Source organism: Spiroplasma endosymbiont of Halictus nicosiae (assembly GCF_978018445.1).
In genome coordinates, this window is record NZ_OZ389573.1 from 1,972,468 (window position 1) to 1,989,627 (window position 17,160).

Below are 17,160 nucleotides of genomic sequence, written 5' to 3' on the forward strand. Positions count from 1 at the left end.
AGTTAGCTTTGCTAACTATGATTCTTATTGCGAATTGTTAATAATTCAATATCAGTAAATTTTAATAAATTAGTTTGATTAAGATGATAATGAGTTTTATTATCTGATCAAAAAATATATTTAAAAGTAAAAGTAATGTAAGTTAATCCTTCTTTAGTATGAAATTTATTACATACGCCGCAAGGAACAGATTCTAATTTTTTTGTTTTTTTATCATTGTAAATTGTACTATGAAGTGTAGCAGTTTATTTATTATCATTATAACACCAATAAAATAAATGTCCAATATAATTTATTTTAAAAAAAATTTAGTAGTTTTGTCTTAAATTTATGAATTTTGACACACCAAAAAATAAAATGATTAAAATTTTATAAGTAATTATATTAAAAATTAAACATTTGTATAAAAACTTCTTTTGAAGATAGTCAATGTAAAGATTTTTTAAGTTTAGAGTTTATTATATTAGCAACTTCTTGATAATAATTTTTTGAATAAATACTTAAATCAATTCCTTTGAAAAATCAATATCTAAAATCGCGGATTGCTCTTTCAACTTTGGATTTTTGTGTTGGAGTTCCAGCATCACAAAAATAAACTTTAGAATTTGTTATTTTTTCAATTTTTTCTCAATCAGCAAATTCTTTGCCTTAATCTGTTATTATTCCTTTACATCTATCTTTAAAAAATCTGTTAGAAAAAATTCGTTCTACTGCATTTGTAACTTCTTTTGTTGTTTTTTCTTTTAATGGTTCAATGATTTTAAATTGGGTTAATTCTTCGATTAAAACTAAACAAACACTATTATTTTTACCAACCATAGTGTCCATTTGAAATCAACCAAATTCATATTTATCATGTTTTGCTTCTTCAATAGTTCTAAAATTTCTTATTTTACCGCGATTATCAATCCTATTTTTTGTTTTATATTTTCTACCATGAAAATACAAATTATATTTCTTGAAATTTAAAAATCCCAAATGAATATATTTATATAAAGTTTTAAAACATACTGGAAATTTAATACCAAATTCTTTTTCATATTTTTTACAAATTTGTTCTGGTGAATCATGAAATTTGTTATATTTTTCATTTAGTCATTCTAAAATATTTAGCAATAATGATTATTTTTTAAAACATTTTTGTCGTTTTTGTAAATAATCTTCGTGTGCTAATTTAGCGTCATATTCATTATCTTTTAACCTTTTTATTTCTCGTCTAATTGTATTGCGATTTTTATGCAATATTTTTGCTATTTTAGATATATTGGATTTACCATTTTTTCTTTTTAAAAAATCAAGTTCTAATAAATCTTTTAACATTATTCTTTCTTTAAAAGTAAAATTTTACAAACAAATAATTTAAAAAATTTAAATAGAGTTAAAAGACAAGAAATAACATATCCAATATTAGAAGATGTGTTAATTGATTTAAGAAAAACTAGCATGAAAAAACCAATGCAATTTCAAATAACTAATTCATGATGTGTTATTGCAGTTTTAAAAAATATATTTGATAATAATATTCTTAATAATAAAGATCTTAAAGAAATAGAACAAGAAGAAATTGCAAGTTTTTTTTCAGAAATAAATGTAAATAATGGTGTTAAATTTTCAGAAGTAATTGAACTATTAAAATTAAACCCGATAATTGAGAAAAATTTGGGATTTAATTTAAAGAATATTGATTTAAATCAATGATTTTGAAATAGATTAAATGATATAGAAAAAAGAATGTGGATAAGACATTTAATATGGGAAACTCTTTCTAGACAAGTTCCTGTTATGTTTGATGGTTTATTTGATTTTGGCGAAAGATATGGTAGCAGTTTTCATGCTGCATTAATTGTTGGAATCAAACCAAATAAAGAAAATATACTTGAAGATACTTATTATGTTAGAGACCCATGAAGAGACAGTGAAGGTGAATTTATTCCAGATCAAACTACAGAAATTTCAATGACGGGGGAACAAATTTTTAATATTTTATTTAATCAAATAGAAAACGGTATCGTACTAATACATGAAGATGTTTTTCAATTATTTTGTGAAAAAGCTATTAGTATTTTTTCATCAATTTGAGAAATGACAGAACCAGAATTAATAGCAGCTATAGTATAGTGGAATTAAAATATGAAAAAAATATTAAGTATCATAGGAGCAATTACTTTAATTGGAACAAGTACAACTAGTTTAGTTGTACTTGTTGCTGTTAAAGTGACTGTTACTAAAATACCTAATATTTTTTTAATTTTAGTACCCACCCCTTCTTAAAATATTTTTACATTAATAATATATATAAACTACATATATTTAATATAACTAATTTATAGTATTTAAACTAAAATATAATTGATTATATTTTAATAACATTCATTAATTAAATCTACAACAGAATAAGATGTGCCAACTCCAGTGCCTAATACAACACCAATAAATCCACCAACTAAAGTACCAATAACTGGAACAAAACTACCAACTACTGCACCCGTCAAAAGCCCACCAACACTTCCGATAGAAGAATCTTTCAAAAGTATATTAGCTTTTTCGTTTGTTTCACAAACTTTTTTAAAGTCTCATCCGTGTAAATTTAAATGATATTTTAAGTTATTTGTTTTAAGAAAAACACTTCCTAAGTAATTTTTTCATACTTGTTTTTCTCCTTTTCTTAATCTTGAAACTTTTTATCAAGATCTACCTGCATTATATATATATATATATATGCAAGCAAAGATATTAAGTTTAGGGGTTATATAAAAAGTATTGTATTAGTAAAATATTAATATATAATAAAAGCATAGGTTTAATCTTTTTCCGTAAAAAGAGTTATGCTGACTTGTTAATCGAACAAGGATAAAAAAAGAGGAGTTTATAAAATGGCACTTACAAAAGAACAATTAATAGAACAAGGTTTAAGTGAAGAGATTGCGGAAAATATCTTAAATCAGTTTAATAATGAAGCAAAGCAAATTAGAGAAAGTGTGCAAAAACGCGAAGATGTTATATCAAAAGAAGACTTTATTAAATTATCTAATGAATTAGATGAATTAAAAGCATTTAAAGATGTTCCATCTACTAAAATTGAAGATATTAAAACTAATTTAGATAAAGTTAGTGGTAATTCTTTATCTGAAAAAATGCAAACTTTAAAAGAATTAAAACCTGATTTGTTTGTTGAAGAACAACCATCAGTTTCACCAACTAATTTTATTAAAGATATGATTGAAAAATCTAGTGAAAATAAAAATGAAGAAATTGAAACTATTAAAGAAAAAGGAGCATATACTCCTGATGAAATTAAAAAAATAACTGATTATACACTTAAAAACCTTAGATAATAAGGGAGTGAAATATTATGGCAACAATTAACTTGCCACAAGTACCTTTTATATTACAAGGTAATACAACAGACCAAAAAGCGTATGTTGATATGGTTAATGCTTTATTGCGTGGACCTTTATATAATGAATATGCAAGTATTATGCAGTATGCTACTGCAACCGCAGAACAAGTTGCTTGATTACCAAATGCAGGACAAGCACTATATAATTTAACTCATCGTGTGGTATGACAAGATGATTATTCATTACCAAATGGTGGGACAACTCAAACAATGGGATTAACAAGAATTCCAGTTCCTATTGATAAAAGATTTAATTTAAAATTAATGAATGAAGCTTTTGACTTAGCATTAATAGAACAAAATATTAAAAATGGTGTTATTGCTGATGCTATTTCTAGTGTTGTACAGAATAAATTTGTTAATTTAGAATGTGAATTAATTCAGGCTATTTATGATTATTGTTTAGCAGATGGTCAATATGAAGTAATTCCATTTCGTAGTTATACAGCAGAAAATGCAGATGATGCAAATAAAGCATTCTTTACATTAAATGAAACTTTGATTGAATTAACAAATCAAATTAGTAATTTATATTTTGGTTTACCAACAGATAAAATGTTTATGGTTTTAGGTCGAAGATCATATTTAGGATTAACACCTGCTTTTTTAAAAGTAATTGGTTCACAAGCACAACTAAAATCGATGGTTAATGGTGAATTATATGAAAATACAGCAATGGGTATTCCAGTATCAAAAAGCTTTCATTTAGAAAAAACATATACAAAAGGACAAGTTAACCGTGATAAAGGTTATAATTTTACTAATGTAAATGGTTTAATTATTAATAAACAAGTATGAGCTTATCCAATTAATATGGATACTATTCAACAAGTTTTAGATAATGATACTGCTAATCCTAAATGAATTGGTAAAGTTCAATATGCAACACCAACTATTTTATATCCTAAAACATGTAAAATTATTTTGGAAAAACAACCAAGCCAAGATGAAATTACTGCCGCTAAAAGTAATCTAAATAAAACTTTTAGAGTTCCAGTTGATTATCTAATTTCAGCATCAAAACCAGAATCAAAACCAAATAATCAAGGTTAATATAAAATGAATTTACTAATATTACGCGTTTTAACTTTATTAGTATCTAATTTAGAAAATAAACCTTTAATAAGTAAATTTGTAAATTTAATTAATAGAGTTAATCAAGTTAAAAATAAAATATTAAAGCCAATTAATTATATTAGTGATAAATATAATAAAATTACAAATAAAGTTGAAGATATTTATCAGTGATTAAATCCATTTACTTATTTAGATTTAATTAAAAAAGGTCATAAAAAAGAAATTCAACAAATATTAAGTCAATTAGAAAAAGATAATAATATTAAAAATAGAAAACAATTTAAAAATGAAAATTATTTAAATACTAATTGACAACCTTTAAATAGTAGTTGACTTGATAGTGGTATGTTTAATATTACAAATAAATTAACTTTAACAGGTAATTTAACTATTTTAATATATACAAAAACAGCAAAACATCCGAAATTTTATGGACCTTATGTTTATCCTAGTGTTCCAGTTGAAATATGAAAATTATTAAGTAATGCTGTATCTAATGCAGGATCTTTATTTTGGCGTTATTGATTAAGAAAATGATTACCTAATCATTTAAGATATTATATTAAAAAACGATTACCACAAGCATTAAAAGAAAAATATCCCAAAGGAACTACTAAATTAACATTACCAACAGTTCAAAAATTACAACAAATTAAAAAGTTTATTAATAATTTAAAAATTGGACATTTTAATTTTAATTTTGCTGGTGAAATTAATAATAAAAAATGATATCGTGAACGCCGAAGTGATGTTAAAAATATTAAGAATTTATATAAAACACCAGTTAAAAATATTTTTTACAAAACTAATCAAACTATTAAAAAAATTAAGAAAGCAAAAGCAAGAGTTAATAGTTATAAGCCAAGTAATTTAAAAAATAAATATCGTAATAAATTAAGAGGTGTATTATATGAAAAATAATTTAAATAATTTATTATTTATAACAGTTGAAGATGTTAAAGAAAGTAAACTTTGACAACCTATTAATGAAAGAAAACAATCTGCTTATAATGATAATTTAATTTATAATGCTATTTTAAAAACTAGTTTATGAATGGATAGATTATCAGGTGGAACAATTTCCGATAAGATTAATAAAAAAGAATTATTTCCATGAGTAAAAAAAGATAATACTGGTTTAATTGAATATGATAAATGATTAAGTTATATTCAATCTGCTTGTTTATTAGCAGTTATTAATTGATATTTACCAAAAGGAGTAAATGATTTAACTGGTAGTGCATCATTTTCACAAGGTGGAGTTGCTTATTCACAAACTAATGACCCTGAAGCAAATGAAAATATTACCAGAGATGTTAAAAATGCTTTAAAATTAGCAGGTGAAATAATTGATATTATATCTAGTAAAACAGTATCTAGACCATATAATTATAGTTTAGATAATTATGCTCATTCATGAGAAGAAGAATATAAACATATTAGTAAAAAAACTTTTTATCCAACATTATTATTTTGATTAAAAGAACGATTGCAAACAGATAATTCAATAAATATTTTTTATCCAACTGTTAATGATTTTTCTAAAATTGATTATAACGAATATATTAAACTTATTGTTCCATTTGATAATGATAGTATTTATTATGAAAATAATGTCTGAAAAGCAAAACAAAGTGGCGATATTCCAACAGATATTATTAAAGATAGTGATTTAAATAAAAATTATATTGAAAAAGTTGATGGTAAATATATTGTAAAAACATCACAAGATATTAATCTTAAACAAGATAAATTAGTAAGCGGTACAAATATTAAAACTATTAATGGTTCTTCATTATTAGGCAGTGGTGATATATCTATTAGTGGTGGCAATGATTGAGAATTAATTAATTATCCAGAAGCAAACGAAAAATTAACATTTAAAATTCCAAATTATGATTTAACAAAATATTACTATAAAATATCAATTTCAATAACAGATTATGCATCTGCTAATAAATTTGTAACATATTATTTTGAAACAATATCACAAAAATCAATTTTTACATTTTTAGCAGATAATTCATATGAAAGAATAACAATTAAGCAAGACGGCTCAATTTCAAATTACACAAATAATATTGTTATTAAAGATTTAACAATTAAAAGAAAATTAATAAATAATAGCGAATTAAGGGCAGATGAACCACATTCTATTTATAAGCGTGATATGGATACTGATTTTTCAAAAGAAACATCGGATTCTTATGATATATTGATAAGAAAAATAAATAGTGCAACAACTATTAATGAATTAAACTTACTTGAAAAACACCCAGTATGAAGAATTATTTCAAATAATAGAAATGATATTAAAGAATTATTTAACAAAAAATGATTAGAATTAAATAAAAATGAATAAAAAATTAAATGAGGTAAATAATTATGAAACAAGATAAAATGACTTGATTAAAGGGTGTCTTACCTTGAAATTGATTTAAAAAAGACCCTATTCCGACTTATAATTGAACTCATAAAGATATTAGAGAATGAGAAAGGAAATATAAAATTCGTAGTTGAGTAGTTAGTTTTTATACATTGATATTTTTAGCATTAAATTGTTGATTAGAATATGGCATGATTAATGCAATAAAAGATAATATTAATTGATATAATTATGGTCAATATTGAGGTAATGGAATTGCCATATTATTAACCCCTTTATTTACACACGGAATTCAGGGTATATTTGTTGCTAGTAGTAAACCAAAAGTAGATATGAAAATTGATATACCACGATTAAAAATATCTAAAATGGGATTAGTATTTACAATATTACCTTTAATTACTTTAATAATTTCTTTAATTATTATTTGAATTGATAAATCAAAATGAAAAAAAGACCATTTAAGACATTGTTTAGAATGTCGAATTAATCCGCGTGTTATTCAACCAAGAATAGCAAAACAATGAAATAATTTAGATGGTATAACATAAGAAAATAACAAAGAATTAAATTTAAAATAGACTATATATTAGGGGTGGTTGATATTTTTGGGTGGTTATATAGTTTAATTTATAAATTATTTTGTTTTGAAAAAATAGATGGCCACTGTTTGAGTAAGGATAAGAAAGGAAATATTAAAATGGAAATTAGTAATGAAATAGTAATTGCTTTACTTGTATTAGCAGGTGCAGGCGGAATGGGTAGTCTTGGTATTCTTGGATTATCTGCTAAAAAAATTAAAAAATATAAAGCAGAAATTAGAGAATTAAGAACTGCTGTTATTGCCCACGAAAAACATTTACGAGGGCCTGATTATGCAACAGAATTAGCATTAAAAACAGGTCAAATTAAAAATGTTAAAAAACAAGTTAAAGTAAATGACAAAAAACAACAACAAAAAGATGCTATTAGACAACTAACAAATAGCATTTAAAAAATAACCAATTAAGGTTATTTTTTATTTTTCTTTATTGTGTTTTATATAAAAATTAATAAGATGTTCTATTCGTTGTGAATAAGTAAGGCCATTAAATTCATTTCAAACTTTTTCTTCATTTTCATTTAAGTAAATATTAACATTACGAATTAATTTAGAATAATATTTTTCTGTTTTTTGATTATATGAATTTTTCATAATATTAACCTTCATAATTAGCAATAATAATGGCATCTCGTAAATGATTACTTATTTTCTCATTATTATAGAATCAACCTTTACCATATTGATAAGTTAAATTATTATCTTTATCATATTTTCATATACAACTATCATTATATTTACTTAAATTTTCCATATTTTTAACAACTGATTTAGTATGTTTTGGTGATACTCAATTAACATTATTTAATTCGTGTGTATCATATTTAATTACTCCAATTATTTTTAATAAATCATCACGGTCTTTTGAACCATTAGCATTTGTATATAAACAATCTTCAATATTAATAATTGCATCTTGTTTTAACTTATCTAAAATAATATCGGTTTGTGTAATTCAATAATGATTTGTATATTCAGATTTATCAATTAATTTATTATCTTCAAAAATAGCAACGGCCGTAGTGCCAGTTCCTGATGGGTCAATACCTATTTTTATCAAGTCGCTCATTCCTCATCGTTGTTAACTGTTGGTAATACATTTGATATATCTTCTTCTTTTACTACATTATTATCTGTCAATCTTTCATTTGATTCATGTAATAAATTATTATTTGATATATTTTCGTTGCTAATTTGACTCTTATTTATGTTTATATTATTATCATTATCAATATAAATCTTTTCATCATTAGTTGTAATAACTGCTTGGTCTGATTTATAAGCTTGTTGTAATTCGACTGACATAATACCTCATTTTCGCAATAAACTAGTTAATACTGTTTTAAGTGCCATTTCATCAAAACTAGCAATATAAAATGATTTATTTTTAGCATAAGTTTTAGAATATTTCATAAAATGATTTTCCATTTGTTCTTTTGTCATATATAATGTTTTTTCAAAACCATTAACCATTTTAAAATATGCTACATAACCTATAATTGGTAATTTTTCTCTTTCATCTTCATTTTGTATTCAATTAAAACTAGTTCCTTTTAATCTATCATAATTTACTAATTCATTTTCTCTGACGTCTGATACTGACATATCTAAATATTGACCGCTTCTTTGAGCTAATTGAATATAACCTTTATAACCCATTTGAAATTGTGCTTGATTAATTCATTCTTGGATTTCACGACCATTAATAATTCTTGTTATTTTAGTATTATATGGAACGACATAAGCATATCCGAATTGCTTTTCCATAGGTAAATTTAATAAAACACCTTGATAACAAGCGGTCATAATTGTTTTTGGGTCTGCTTTTTGTAATAATTCATTACTGTTTGATATTGAAACTATATTACTCTTAAATCTTGCAATTTCATTTTCATTTGAAAATTTACTTTTTATTCATTCTGTTGCTTTATCTGTTCTTAAAAATTCAACAATATTTGCCATATTATTTTTCTCCTTTATTTATTTTAAAATTAATACCTTTAATACCAATTAAATTAATATCTTTATTACTATCTCATTGTTCTTTAATTTCATTTTTAACAATTTGTTCATCAACAATTAAATAGTTTTTAATAAGATTAATAAGTTCTAATTTATCAGCTTTTTGTAAAAAATCATCATTAATACCTATAACTTCAATATCTTTAACTAATAATTTTTCTTTACGAAAATTACTAGTAATAATTTTTAATTCTTGCATTTGTTTTGCTACACTTTTAATTTCTAAAAATTGTTCTTTTTTGTGATTTTCAATAATTTCATTTTGTTTTTGAAATTGAATATTAATAACACTATTTTTAAAAGAATCATGATTACTTTTAATATTATTTTCTAAATTCAAAATATCTTTTCTAATAAAATTTAATTCATCTTTAAAATTTTTTATTAATTCTAATGGTTCTCTAAAAATATAATCAATTTTTGAAACTACTAGTTTTAAATCTTTTAGTGATTGTGATTTATATTCTCCATTTATTAATCAAGCTTGTTGTCGATATATAAATTCTGCTAATTCTTGCCCATTTTCATCAATTCATTTTTTAATTGTTAATGCTTTTAAACTTAATTCTTTAAAATCATTTCCTTTTAAATAAAATGGATAAGTAATATTTTTAACTTCATTATTTAATTTTAAGTCTTCCATAATTAAATTTCCTCCAAATTCATATTCATAATTAAATTATCAATATACTCATAAGCACCGTCTTCTGAGTGACATTTTTCTAATGCTATATTAAATAAGTCTTCTTCGGTATAAACCTTACCATCTTCATCTTTTCACATATTTACTCACATCCTTGTCATTTAATATTTTTGTTTTCTAAATCAATAATTGTAGTTTTACAATAATTTAAATTTTCAGAATAAATTCTTGCCTCATCAAATGTATAAAAATATGTAGTATTTAAGCTATATTTATCTTTTGTTACTAATAAGTATCTTTTATTCATAATTTATCACCTCATAATCTGCTTCTTCATCTGCTAAATAATCACTAATTAAACTTTTAACTTCATCAATTTCATATCATTTGCAATTTAAGTCAAAATTTGTTGGCAATGAAATATTACCCACATGTCGTTCCTCATCACCAAATTTAAGATATAAATTTAACTCTAAATTATCTGAATAATCACTATCAATTTGTGCATAAATAATATCTTTATTGGTAATTTTTAATGCTTTATTACATATCATTTTTTATTTCCTCCTAATTTTGTTTTCCTAATGCTCAATGTTCATCAGTCATATCTTCAAATGATACTGAATAACTTTTAAGCATTAATTCATTTAATTTATTTTCTTGATTACATTTAAAGCAATAACCTCAATATCTTTTTTTAAGACAAATTTTATTTAACTTTTTCATATAAACCTCCTAAATTATTCCTTTGATTTTTTGGTCAATTTGTAATATTTTTCAACCATCAGAAGCTAAATCTAAAATATCGTTAATTTTGTAATATTGCATATAAGAAGCAATAACATCTCATTTATCTTTAAATAAATTTAAGTACATTTTGGCTCATTCTAAACATTGCAAATCATAATGTTTTTTATGATGTGAAATACGACAATTAATAGGTTGACAATTAACTCAATAAAATGATGTTGTTATTTCATTTCAAGTTTTATTAATATATTTACTTTTATATTCTGTCATTTATTTTTTCCTCCTAGTTTTAACTCGCTGGCACTCACTCCCAAGTGAAAGTGCCAAGCGAGAATTAGTTATATAAGTATTTATCTATTTACTTACTACGCCATCCGCCTCACTGGGGGTGAGCGGTGGCGATATGTTAATTGTTTGAATGTTTAATAATCCACAGTTGTTTTTTTAATATTGACGCCAGACATATATATGTCTTCCTTTATCCGTGCCCATTTGTGCTTTTGCTCTGGGATTTGACGTTCAGTTTTTAAATTAAAAATTCACTCGCATTTTAAAGGACCAAATGCTATAAAACTCCAACCAACCACACTTTTCGCAAATTTAATTGTAAAGTCACTATCTCTATTTTTATTGTCGTTTGATATTAACCTTGGACTTATCACGACTATCGCTTAGTTCTAATGAACCAGCGCCGATTTACATTTTTCCTCATACACTATTTCAGTACTTGCCTCGGCCGGCTGTGGAATAAAAACACTTAGTTATTTAAAATAACCGTTTCGCTCTGCATTAAGTTGTTTTATAAAATTTAAGTTTTAATAAACCAGTTTCATAATCAAAGATAATTTTTGAATTTTCTAGGCGTTTATAAAACCGCTTTTGTGTTTTATCTTTTACTTTATTCAATAAATCTTTATGTTTTTCACAAGTTCATAAAACTTTATTTGATAAAAATTCTTCGGTAATGAATGATATTGCTTTATAGCAATTATCAACATCACATATTGTTTGTTGCTTATTAATTTTCATTACCTACTCCTTCCTTTATTAAGTTTTTTATTAGCAAATTAATTAACTGAAACAGAGAAAGGACAACACCTTAAAATTGGAGAAAAAACAGGTACACTTTATAAAGATTTCTAAGATATTTAATAAATGTGTAAACAACTTAAAGAGGGTATCAAAAAGTTGTAATAAAAAGTTTCTATTTTAAGAATTTAAGATGCTGTCCTTTCTCTGAATCAATTAATAATTTTGGTTTTACAAATAAAAAAACCATTTTAGTAAATGGTTTATTATTTTTATTCAATTTCTATGTATTTGTTAAAACCCTTCTTTTTTACATGCGACCACGTTTGTATTCTTCAATGATGTAACATTCATTTTTGTTGTCTTCTGTAATTTGTTCATTAATAAATACTATTTTTAAGTCTAATGTTTCTAAAAATTCTTTGTCTTGTTTTGAAATATCATTAATTAAAATATCTTTTTCATCAATCATTACATAACTTGTGCTATTATCTTGGACTGTGGTATTTTGTTGAATTTGTAATTTAAAGTTAAAATCACTAATTTCATAACCAGTTATTTTAATATATTCATCTTTGTCAATAAAACCTATTTTAACGCTATTTTGAGAGTAATTTAAGATTGGTTTTTGCTTTGTCTTAACAAGATTATTAATTTTATAAATATATAAGGTTCTTGCACGGTCTTCAGTAAATAATTGTTCTAAGTCAGGGTTGCTGTACTGCGATTGAGCAGCAAAATCTAACGAAATACTATCGATTGAATAGTCAATTGGTTCATCATTTTCCGCTAATTGTGCTAACATTTTTTCTGATGGTTTTAACATTATTTTTGTTCTCCTTGTTCTTCATTAGGTATATTTATAATAGTTTCATTGTTATTTAATTGTCTGTTTAAAGTTGCATTTACTGGTAAGCGAACATCAACAATTAAATCATCAATATTTTTAATATTAAATGTTCTACTATTTAAAATAGCATTATCATATTTAATTAACTTAATAATGAATTCAGTTAATTTAATTTCTCTGATATATATCATTTGTTCATACGAAGCGTTTGTTTGAATATTAACACCAGCAACTTCCGCTTGTGTTTGTTGAGCCCCCTTAGCGATTGCGGGAACATGGTGGCGATTTATTTTATAGTAATTAGTTAATAATCAATCATATATTTTGGTTAATTGTTCACCTTTAAAATTACCAGCAATATAGTCTACTGGTTGAAAATTACTATCGGGGTCTCCTTCAACTAATAACAAGTCATTTTCAATAAACGAAGCTAACATTTTACTAATTTCTTGGTCAACAACACCAGTAACTCCATTAGTATTAATGGTAAATTTACCACTATTTAATAATGGGTCTAACATAATCTTTTCCGCAATAATATCTAAAATACTAGCAAATTGTTTACCATAACGAGCAGAAGGTTCAAAATTAGGGTTATTAGGAATAATTTCAATCGGAATAAAATTAAGTGGCAATATTTCCTCTCTTTGTAATGTTGTATAGTTATTTCATTTAGTATCATCAATATATAAGTCGGTAATAGTACTGTATAATCGTGTTTTTAACTTTCTAATAACTTTTACTTGTTTAGTTACATAATTAATTTCTAATTTTTCAGTAATAAAAACACTCTGGTCATTTTTAATATAAGGGTCATAATCAAAAGTACACGAAACTAAATTACCTAATTCGTCATATTGGTCATTGTAAAAATCAATCGTAATAAAATTAAGTTTTGAATTATTAGCAAAAATAAAATATGCACCTTTACCATTCTTATTAATTTTATATTCGTTATATCAATTCTTATTAGTAAAGTCTTGTATTTTTAAAAAGTTATTAATTAATTTAGTATCTATCTGTTTATTATTAATTGGATTATAAATGCTAATTTCTAAATCACGTGGATTTAAAAAATTAGCATTATCTTCACAAATTCTTTTTTCTAAAATTTCATTATGTTTTTGAACAGTAACATTTTTACGATTAGTAATCGTTGATGCTAAATTAAGATAATAACTATCAATATCATATTCTTTTTTTAATTTCTTTTTTACTGGTAACAATCCCATTTATATCACCTCTTTATTTCGTATCTTCTTTTTTAATAACATCTTCAATACTATCTTGTTTTTGTTGTTTGTTTTGAGTTTTGATAAATCTAATAGTTTCAATAATTAAAACTATAATTCCTGCTCCAATAAGCATTGCTGAAACAATAACATATGCTGGTCAAGAAATACCTAATGTTTTTTCTCCGATAAAACAAATAATAATTCCGGCAATAAAAAACAATGATGAAACTCCAAAGATTTTCAAAAACATAATCATATCTTTAATAGTTACTTTTGGCATAATACCATCTCCTTCCTAACTTACTTTTTTTCTTTCAATATACAATCCTTTAATTTCAACACTATTTGATATTGATGATAATTTAAACTCACCGTTGGAAAATAATTGAATGGTAATTCAACGACTTGGATTATTTCCATATGATATTCCACTTGCTAATTGACCTTTAAAGTTTATATTCGTAATTATATATAGTTCTATCTCAAGCGTTGTATAACACCATAAACGATAATAATATTCTGACTTATTAAAATTTTTAATTTTATATCCTTTAGAATCTTGAACAAAATCACTAGTATCAACAACTTTTCAATCATTTGATATTTTAGGTAAATCTTTTTTCTGTAAATAAAATTTATCTAAATATTTAGTAGTACCAAATGTATCATCAGTACTTTCAATTCCCGCAACTGTACTATCAATAATCATATAATCAGCAGTATTTTTACCACCTTCAAAACTAGGGTCTCAAATTCTTAATTCCCCGTTTTCAACATTAAAATCAGCATTAACACGACCACTACTATTAGGTAATAAAGTTATTTTATTTTGTTTTAAATCTGAAACCATTAATTCATCAGCAGTATTTTTAATAATTGTTTTATTATCAATTTTAATATCACTACCGCCACTTTGTTTTGCTTTTCAGACACCATTTTTTCATAAATAGTATCATTATCAAAGGGAACATTTATTTCATTATTGTTATTTTTAACAATAGTTTTATTGTCAATCTTAGTTTTTTCTTTTTCTATTAAAGCATCAACTTCTAATTGAGTATAATATGCTTCTAAATCAATCATTGTTAAATCAATACCTTCTTCTTGAAAAGTACGAAACATTTTCTTTAAAGTTGTTAAATTAGCCAATTATTTTGCATAGGTAGGCAATATACCTTGTCAAGTAATCATAGGGTCATTTTGCGATGAATAATTAATATCACCAACACTCATATTTGCCGAAGTAAAAAATTCAATTGGAATGCGATTAAATGTTCAATGCTCAATCGTAATAAACACCATATTAATACAAATTTTCTTTAATAATGGATCTTTAAATGTTTCAAACTTTAGTTTTGAAAATGGATAGTTTAAGTAAGAATTAATCATATTTTGGGCTCTTAAAGCAAATGTTTTAAATCATAATTCTACATCATCTTTAAAAAACTTATTATAACGAACTGGAACTTGTGTAATTTTACCTGTCATTGGAATAAAATTATTATAATTTTCCAAAGTAACATTTTGTCATAATTCATTTAACATTTAATCATCTCCTTATCATTTACTTTTTTAGAATATATTTTCTTTAATATAAATTTTTTACTATTTAGTAATGTTTTTGTTTTAATTGTTTTGTTTAAATCTTGTTTTGTTCTGAGTTGTTTATATGCTTGAAATACTAGTCCATTACCTAACAAACTAGTAACCGCACTATCTTCTAGCGTATTTAACAATTTATATTTATTAAAGTTATTTTTAAATTGTTCTTGCATTTTTAATATCTTAGCAATTGTCCGATATATTTTAAAACTATCTTTTACTACTTGCTGATAAACAAGTGGGGCAAAAGAAACTAAATTAAACAAACTTGTTTTTTTAAAATCCCCAACCAATAAACCACTCACTGTTCATATAGAATTTAAACGGTTCAGGAGCCAAAGCAAACTGTTCTGCTTTGATTAAAGTTGTCATAACGACAATAGGGGCATATTTAGGATTTTTATAATATATTGTTAAAGCAACTTCACCCGCAACTGATAAAGGAACAATTTTAACTGCTAAAAAAACATCAGAACCATAAGCAAGAGGTAATAATTGACCTTTTTTAATAGCCTTAGTTTCAAATTTAGATAATATTTTTTTAGTTTTATCAGTAATTTTACTAATTACTTTTTGTTTAATAGTAATTATTTGTTTTTCAATTGGGGCTAATAATTTTTAGTTACTTTTTGAATATAAAAATTTGGGTTTAAATGATTTAAAATTTTATTTAATTTAATTGGTGTTTGATGAAAAATATTTAATAATTTATTATTATATATTTTACTGCCCCGCATTAAATTAGCATTTAATATCAGGTTTTTACCAACACCTTTTTTATGAAGATTAGTCATTATGTTATATCACTCATTAGTATTAATTTTGCTTATTTTATCAATATTTAATCCATATTCAGACAATCATTTATTAGCATTTATTTCATTTATGCGTGGTATTTTTTGAACTAATGTAGGACTTATTTTTTGAATATTTTTTTCAATTTTTAATAAATTATTAATTGTTTCTAATTTAGAAACTTTAAAACCCTTATAAAAATTATTTCGGGCTAATTTTCCAATTGTATATAATAAAGTTTCATTATTAGCTTGTTTTGTAAAATCAAATATTAATTTATCAGATAAAATCTTTTTACCTCTAACTTGTCTTACAACATCTTCTAAATTATTATCAGTTATTACACCTAATTTTTCAAGTAGTTTAGTTTCTTTCGCTAATTTTAAAATTTTAGTTGTTCGAGCAGCACGCGTTAATTTTCCAATACCACCAATTGCAGGTAGCAAATTTAAGGCAGTACTTTTTACTGTCACTTCTGATGTTAATTTATCGTATATTTGATTTACGGCAAAATCGGTTGCTGTTTCTACTCCAAATGAGATAAATGCTGCGGCAAAATTAGATAATCCCGCACCAAAACCAACAGCCGAAGCAATACCACCAGTTAAAACTGATAAACCAAGTGCTAAAACTTGAATTCCTAAAAATTCTAATAACTGTAAACCAAAATTTTTTTCTTGTTGTTGGATTGACAATCTAGTTGTATTTTTTTTAACAGCATAAATAAGGGCTGTTTTAGATGTTCCAATTGGCATATATATCAAACGAAA

At 24.1% G+C, this 17,160-nt stretch carries 27 protein-coding genes and 1 pseudogene; 8 read left to right on the forward strand and 20 right to left on the reverse strand.

Going from position 1 to position 17,160, the window contains the following annotated elements; all coding sequences use genetic code 4:
• Window positions 1-384: 384 nt before the first annotated feature.
• A pseudogene (locus ACZ91P_RS13445) lies at window positions 385-1,320 on the reverse strand (IS30 family transposase).
• A 96-nt stretch (window positions 1,321-1,416) separates the two neighbouring features.
• Between ACZ91P_RS13445 and ACZ91P_RS13450 the strand changes: the two are divergent.
• A complete protein-coding gene (locus ACZ91P_RS13450; RefSeq protein WP_465156861.1) occupies window positions 1,417-2,118 on the forward strand; it encodes a hypothetical protein in 702 nt (233 codons plus the stop codon).
• A gap of 12 nt (window positions 2,119-2,130) precedes the next feature.
• Window positions 2,131-2,271, forward strand: coding sequence for a lipoprotein (locus tag ACZ91P_RS13455; protein ID WP_465156863.1), 141 nt, complete (start codon window positions 2,131-2,133; stop codon window positions 2,269-2,271).
• Between the two features lie 89 nt (window positions 2,272-2,360).
• Here ACZ91P_RS13455 and ACZ91P_RS13460 read toward each other — a convergent pair whose 3' ends face one another.
• Entirely contained in the window at window positions 2,361-2,528 is a 168-nt protein-coding gene (locus ACZ91P_RS13460) for a hypothetical protein (protein WP_465155657.1), read from the reverse strand.
• A 345-nt stretch (window positions 2,529-2,873) separates the two neighbouring features.
• Here ACZ91P_RS13460 and ACZ91P_RS13465 point away from each other — a divergent pair, with 345 nt between their 5' ends.
• The 6 genes from ACZ91P_RS13465 to ACZ91P_RS13490 are packed head-to-tail and all read left to right on the forward strand — an operon-like array spanning window position 2,874 to window position 7,857.
• Window positions 2,874-3,335 (forward strand): hypothetical protein, encoded by a 462-nt coding sequence (locus ACZ91P_RS13465; RefSeq protein WP_465155655.1) that lies wholly within the window; start codon window positions 2,874-2,876, stop codon window positions 3,333-3,335.
• A gap of 17 nt (window positions 3,336-3,352) precedes the next feature.
• A complete protein-coding gene (locus ACZ91P_RS13470) occupies window positions 3,353-4,453 on the forward strand; it encodes a hypothetical protein (RefSeq protein ID WP_465156865.1) in 1,101 nt (366 codons plus the stop codon).
• A gap of 6 nt (window positions 4,454-4,459) precedes the next feature.
• Complete coding sequence (locus ACZ91P_RS13475; protein WP_465155651.1) at window positions 4,460-5,398, forward strand: hypothetical protein; 939 nt, start codon at window positions 4,460-4,462, stop codon at window positions 5,396-5,398.
• Window positions 5,388-6,839 carry a hypothetical protein gene (locus ACZ91P_RS13480; RefSeq protein ID WP_465155649.1) on the forward strand — a complete coding sequence of 484 codons (1,452 nt, stop codon included), beginning with the start codon at window positions 5,388-5,390 and terminating at the stop codon, window positions 6,837-6,839. The genes ACZ91P_RS13475 and ACZ91P_RS13480 overlap by 11 nt, the downstream gene beginning before the upstream one ends.
• Before the next feature lie 23 nt (window positions 6,840-6,862).
• On the forward strand, window positions 6,863-7,414 hold the full coding sequence (locus tag ACZ91P_RS13485) for a hypothetical protein (protein ID WP_465155647.1): 552 nt from the start codon (window positions 6,863-6,865) through the stop codon (window positions 7,412-7,414).
• A gap of 44 nt (window positions 7,415-7,458) precedes the next feature.
• Window positions 7,459-7,857: a hypothetical protein gene (locus tag ACZ91P_RS13490; protein WP_465155645.1), complete on the forward strand. Its 399-nt coding sequence runs from the start codon at window positions 7,459-7,461 to the stop codon at window positions 7,855-7,857.
• A 24-nt stretch (window positions 7,858-7,881) separates the two neighbouring features.
• Here ACZ91P_RS13490 and ACZ91P_RS13495 read toward each other — a convergent pair whose 3' ends face one another.
• The 18 genes from ACZ91P_RS13495 to ACZ91P_RS13580 all read right to left on the reverse strand — a co-directional run bounded on the left by ACZ91P_RS13495 (window position 7,882) and on the right by ACZ91P_RS13580 (window position 17,145).
• On the reverse strand, window positions 7,882-8,058 hold the full coding sequence (locus tag ACZ91P_RS13495) for a hypothetical protein (protein WP_465155643.1): 177 nt from the start codon (window positions 8,056-8,058) through the stop codon (window positions 7,882-7,884).
• A 4-nt stretch (window positions 8,059-8,062) separates the two neighbouring features.
• A complete protein-coding gene (locus ACZ91P_RS13500) occupies window positions 8,063-8,533 on the reverse strand; it encodes a hypothetical protein (protein ID WP_465155641.1) in 471 nt (156 codons plus the stop codon).
• Complete coding sequence (locus tag ACZ91P_RS13505; RefSeq protein ID WP_465155639.1) at window positions 8,518-9,426, reverse strand: recombinase RecT; 909 nt, start codon at window positions 9,424-9,426, stop codon at window positions 8,518-8,520. Before ACZ91P_RS13505 ends, ACZ91P_RS13500 begins: the two co-directional genes overlap by 16 nt.
• A gap of 1 nt (window position 9,427) precedes the next feature.
• A complete protein-coding gene (locus ACZ91P_RS13510) occupies window positions 9,428-10,129 on the reverse strand; it encodes a hypothetical protein (protein ID WP_465155637.1) in 702 nt (233 codons plus the stop codon).
• Between the two features lie 2 nt (window positions 10,130-10,131).
• On the reverse strand, window positions 10,132-10,269 hold the full coding sequence (locus ACZ91P_RS13515) for a hypothetical protein (protein ID WP_465156867.1): 138 nt from the start codon (window positions 10,267-10,269) through the stop codon (window positions 10,132-10,134).
• A gap of 2 nt (window positions 10,270-10,271) precedes the next feature.
• A complete protein-coding gene (locus ACZ91P_RS13520; protein WP_465155633.1) occupies window positions 10,272-10,436 on the reverse strand; it encodes a hypothetical protein in 165 nt (54 codons plus the stop codon).
• Entirely contained in the window at window positions 10,429-10,683 is a 255-nt protein-coding gene (locus ACZ91P_RS13525) for a hypothetical protein (RefSeq protein WP_465155631.1), read from the reverse strand. Before ACZ91P_RS13525 ends, ACZ91P_RS13520 begins: the two co-directional genes overlap by 8 nt.
• A 13-nt stretch (window positions 10,684-10,696) precedes the next feature.
• The gene (locus ACZ91P_RS13530) at window positions 10,697-10,855 is read right to left on the reverse strand and encodes a hypothetical protein (RefSeq protein WP_465155746.1); all 159 of its coding nucleotides are present in this window, start codon (window positions 10,853-10,855) and stop codon (window positions 10,697-10,699) included.
• Between the two features lie 9 nt (window positions 10,856-10,864).
• Entirely contained in the window at window positions 10,865-11,149 is a 285-nt protein-coding gene (locus tag ACZ91P_RS13535) for a hypothetical protein (RefSeq protein WP_338991147.1), read from the reverse strand.
• A 519-nt stretch (window positions 11,150-11,668) separates the two neighbouring features.
• On the reverse strand, window positions 11,669-11,908 hold the full coding sequence (locus tag ACZ91P_RS13540; RefSeq protein ID WP_338988931.1) for a hypothetical protein: 240 nt from the start codon (window positions 11,906-11,908) through the stop codon (window positions 11,669-11,671).
• 310 nt (window positions 11,909-12,218) lie between these two features.
• Complete coding sequence (locus ACZ91P_RS13545) at window positions 12,219-12,734, reverse strand: hypothetical protein (RefSeq protein WP_465156870.1); 516 nt, start codon at window positions 12,732-12,734, stop codon at window positions 12,219-12,221.
• Window positions 12,734-13,990 carry a hypothetical protein gene (locus ACZ91P_RS13550; RefSeq protein ID WP_465156872.1) on the reverse strand — a complete coding sequence of 419 codons (1,257 nt, stop codon included), beginning with the start codon at window positions 13,988-13,990 and terminating at the stop codon, window positions 12,734-12,736. Before ACZ91P_RS13550 ends, ACZ91P_RS13545 begins: the two co-directional genes overlap by 1 nt.
• A 13-nt stretch (window positions 13,991-14,003) precedes the next feature.
• The gene (locus ACZ91P_RS13555; RefSeq protein ID WP_465156874.1) at window positions 14,004-14,273 is read right to left on the reverse strand and encodes a hypothetical protein; all 270 of its coding nucleotides are present in this window, start codon (window positions 14,271-14,273) and stop codon (window positions 14,004-14,006) included.
• Window positions 14,274-14,288: 15 nt separating this feature from the next.
• Window positions 14,289-14,843 carry a hypothetical protein gene (locus ACZ91P_RS13560; RefSeq protein ID WP_465156876.1) on the reverse strand — a complete coding sequence of 185 codons (555 nt, stop codon included), beginning with the start codon at window positions 14,841-14,843 and terminating at the stop codon, window positions 14,289-14,291.
• Window positions 14,843-15,142 carry a hypothetical protein gene (locus ACZ91P_RS13565; RefSeq protein WP_465156878.1) on the reverse strand — a complete coding sequence of 100 codons (300 nt, stop codon included), beginning with the start codon at window positions 15,140-15,142 and terminating at the stop codon, window positions 14,843-14,845. The genes ACZ91P_RS13560 and ACZ91P_RS13565 overlap by 1 nt, the downstream gene beginning before the upstream one ends.
• Window positions 15,143-15,538: a hypothetical protein gene (locus ACZ91P_RS13570; protein ID WP_465156880.1), complete on the reverse strand. Its 396-nt coding sequence runs from the start codon at window positions 15,536-15,538 to the stop codon at window positions 15,143-15,145. It abuts the gene before it with no gap.
• Window positions 15,532-15,861 carry a hypothetical protein gene (locus tag ACZ91P_RS13575; RefSeq protein WP_465156883.1) on the reverse strand — a complete coding sequence of 110 codons (330 nt, stop codon included), beginning with the start codon at window positions 15,859-15,861 and terminating at the stop codon, window positions 15,532-15,534. Before ACZ91P_RS13575 ends, ACZ91P_RS13570 begins: the two co-directional genes overlap by 7 nt.
• 342 nt (window positions 15,862-16,203) lie before the next feature.
• Window positions 16,204-17,145 (reverse strand): hypothetical protein, encoded by a 942-nt coding sequence (locus ACZ91P_RS13580; RefSeq protein WP_465156885.1) that lies wholly within the window; start codon window positions 17,143-17,145, stop codon window positions 16,204-16,206.
• Between the last annotated feature and the right edge of the window lie 15 nt (window positions 17,146-17,160).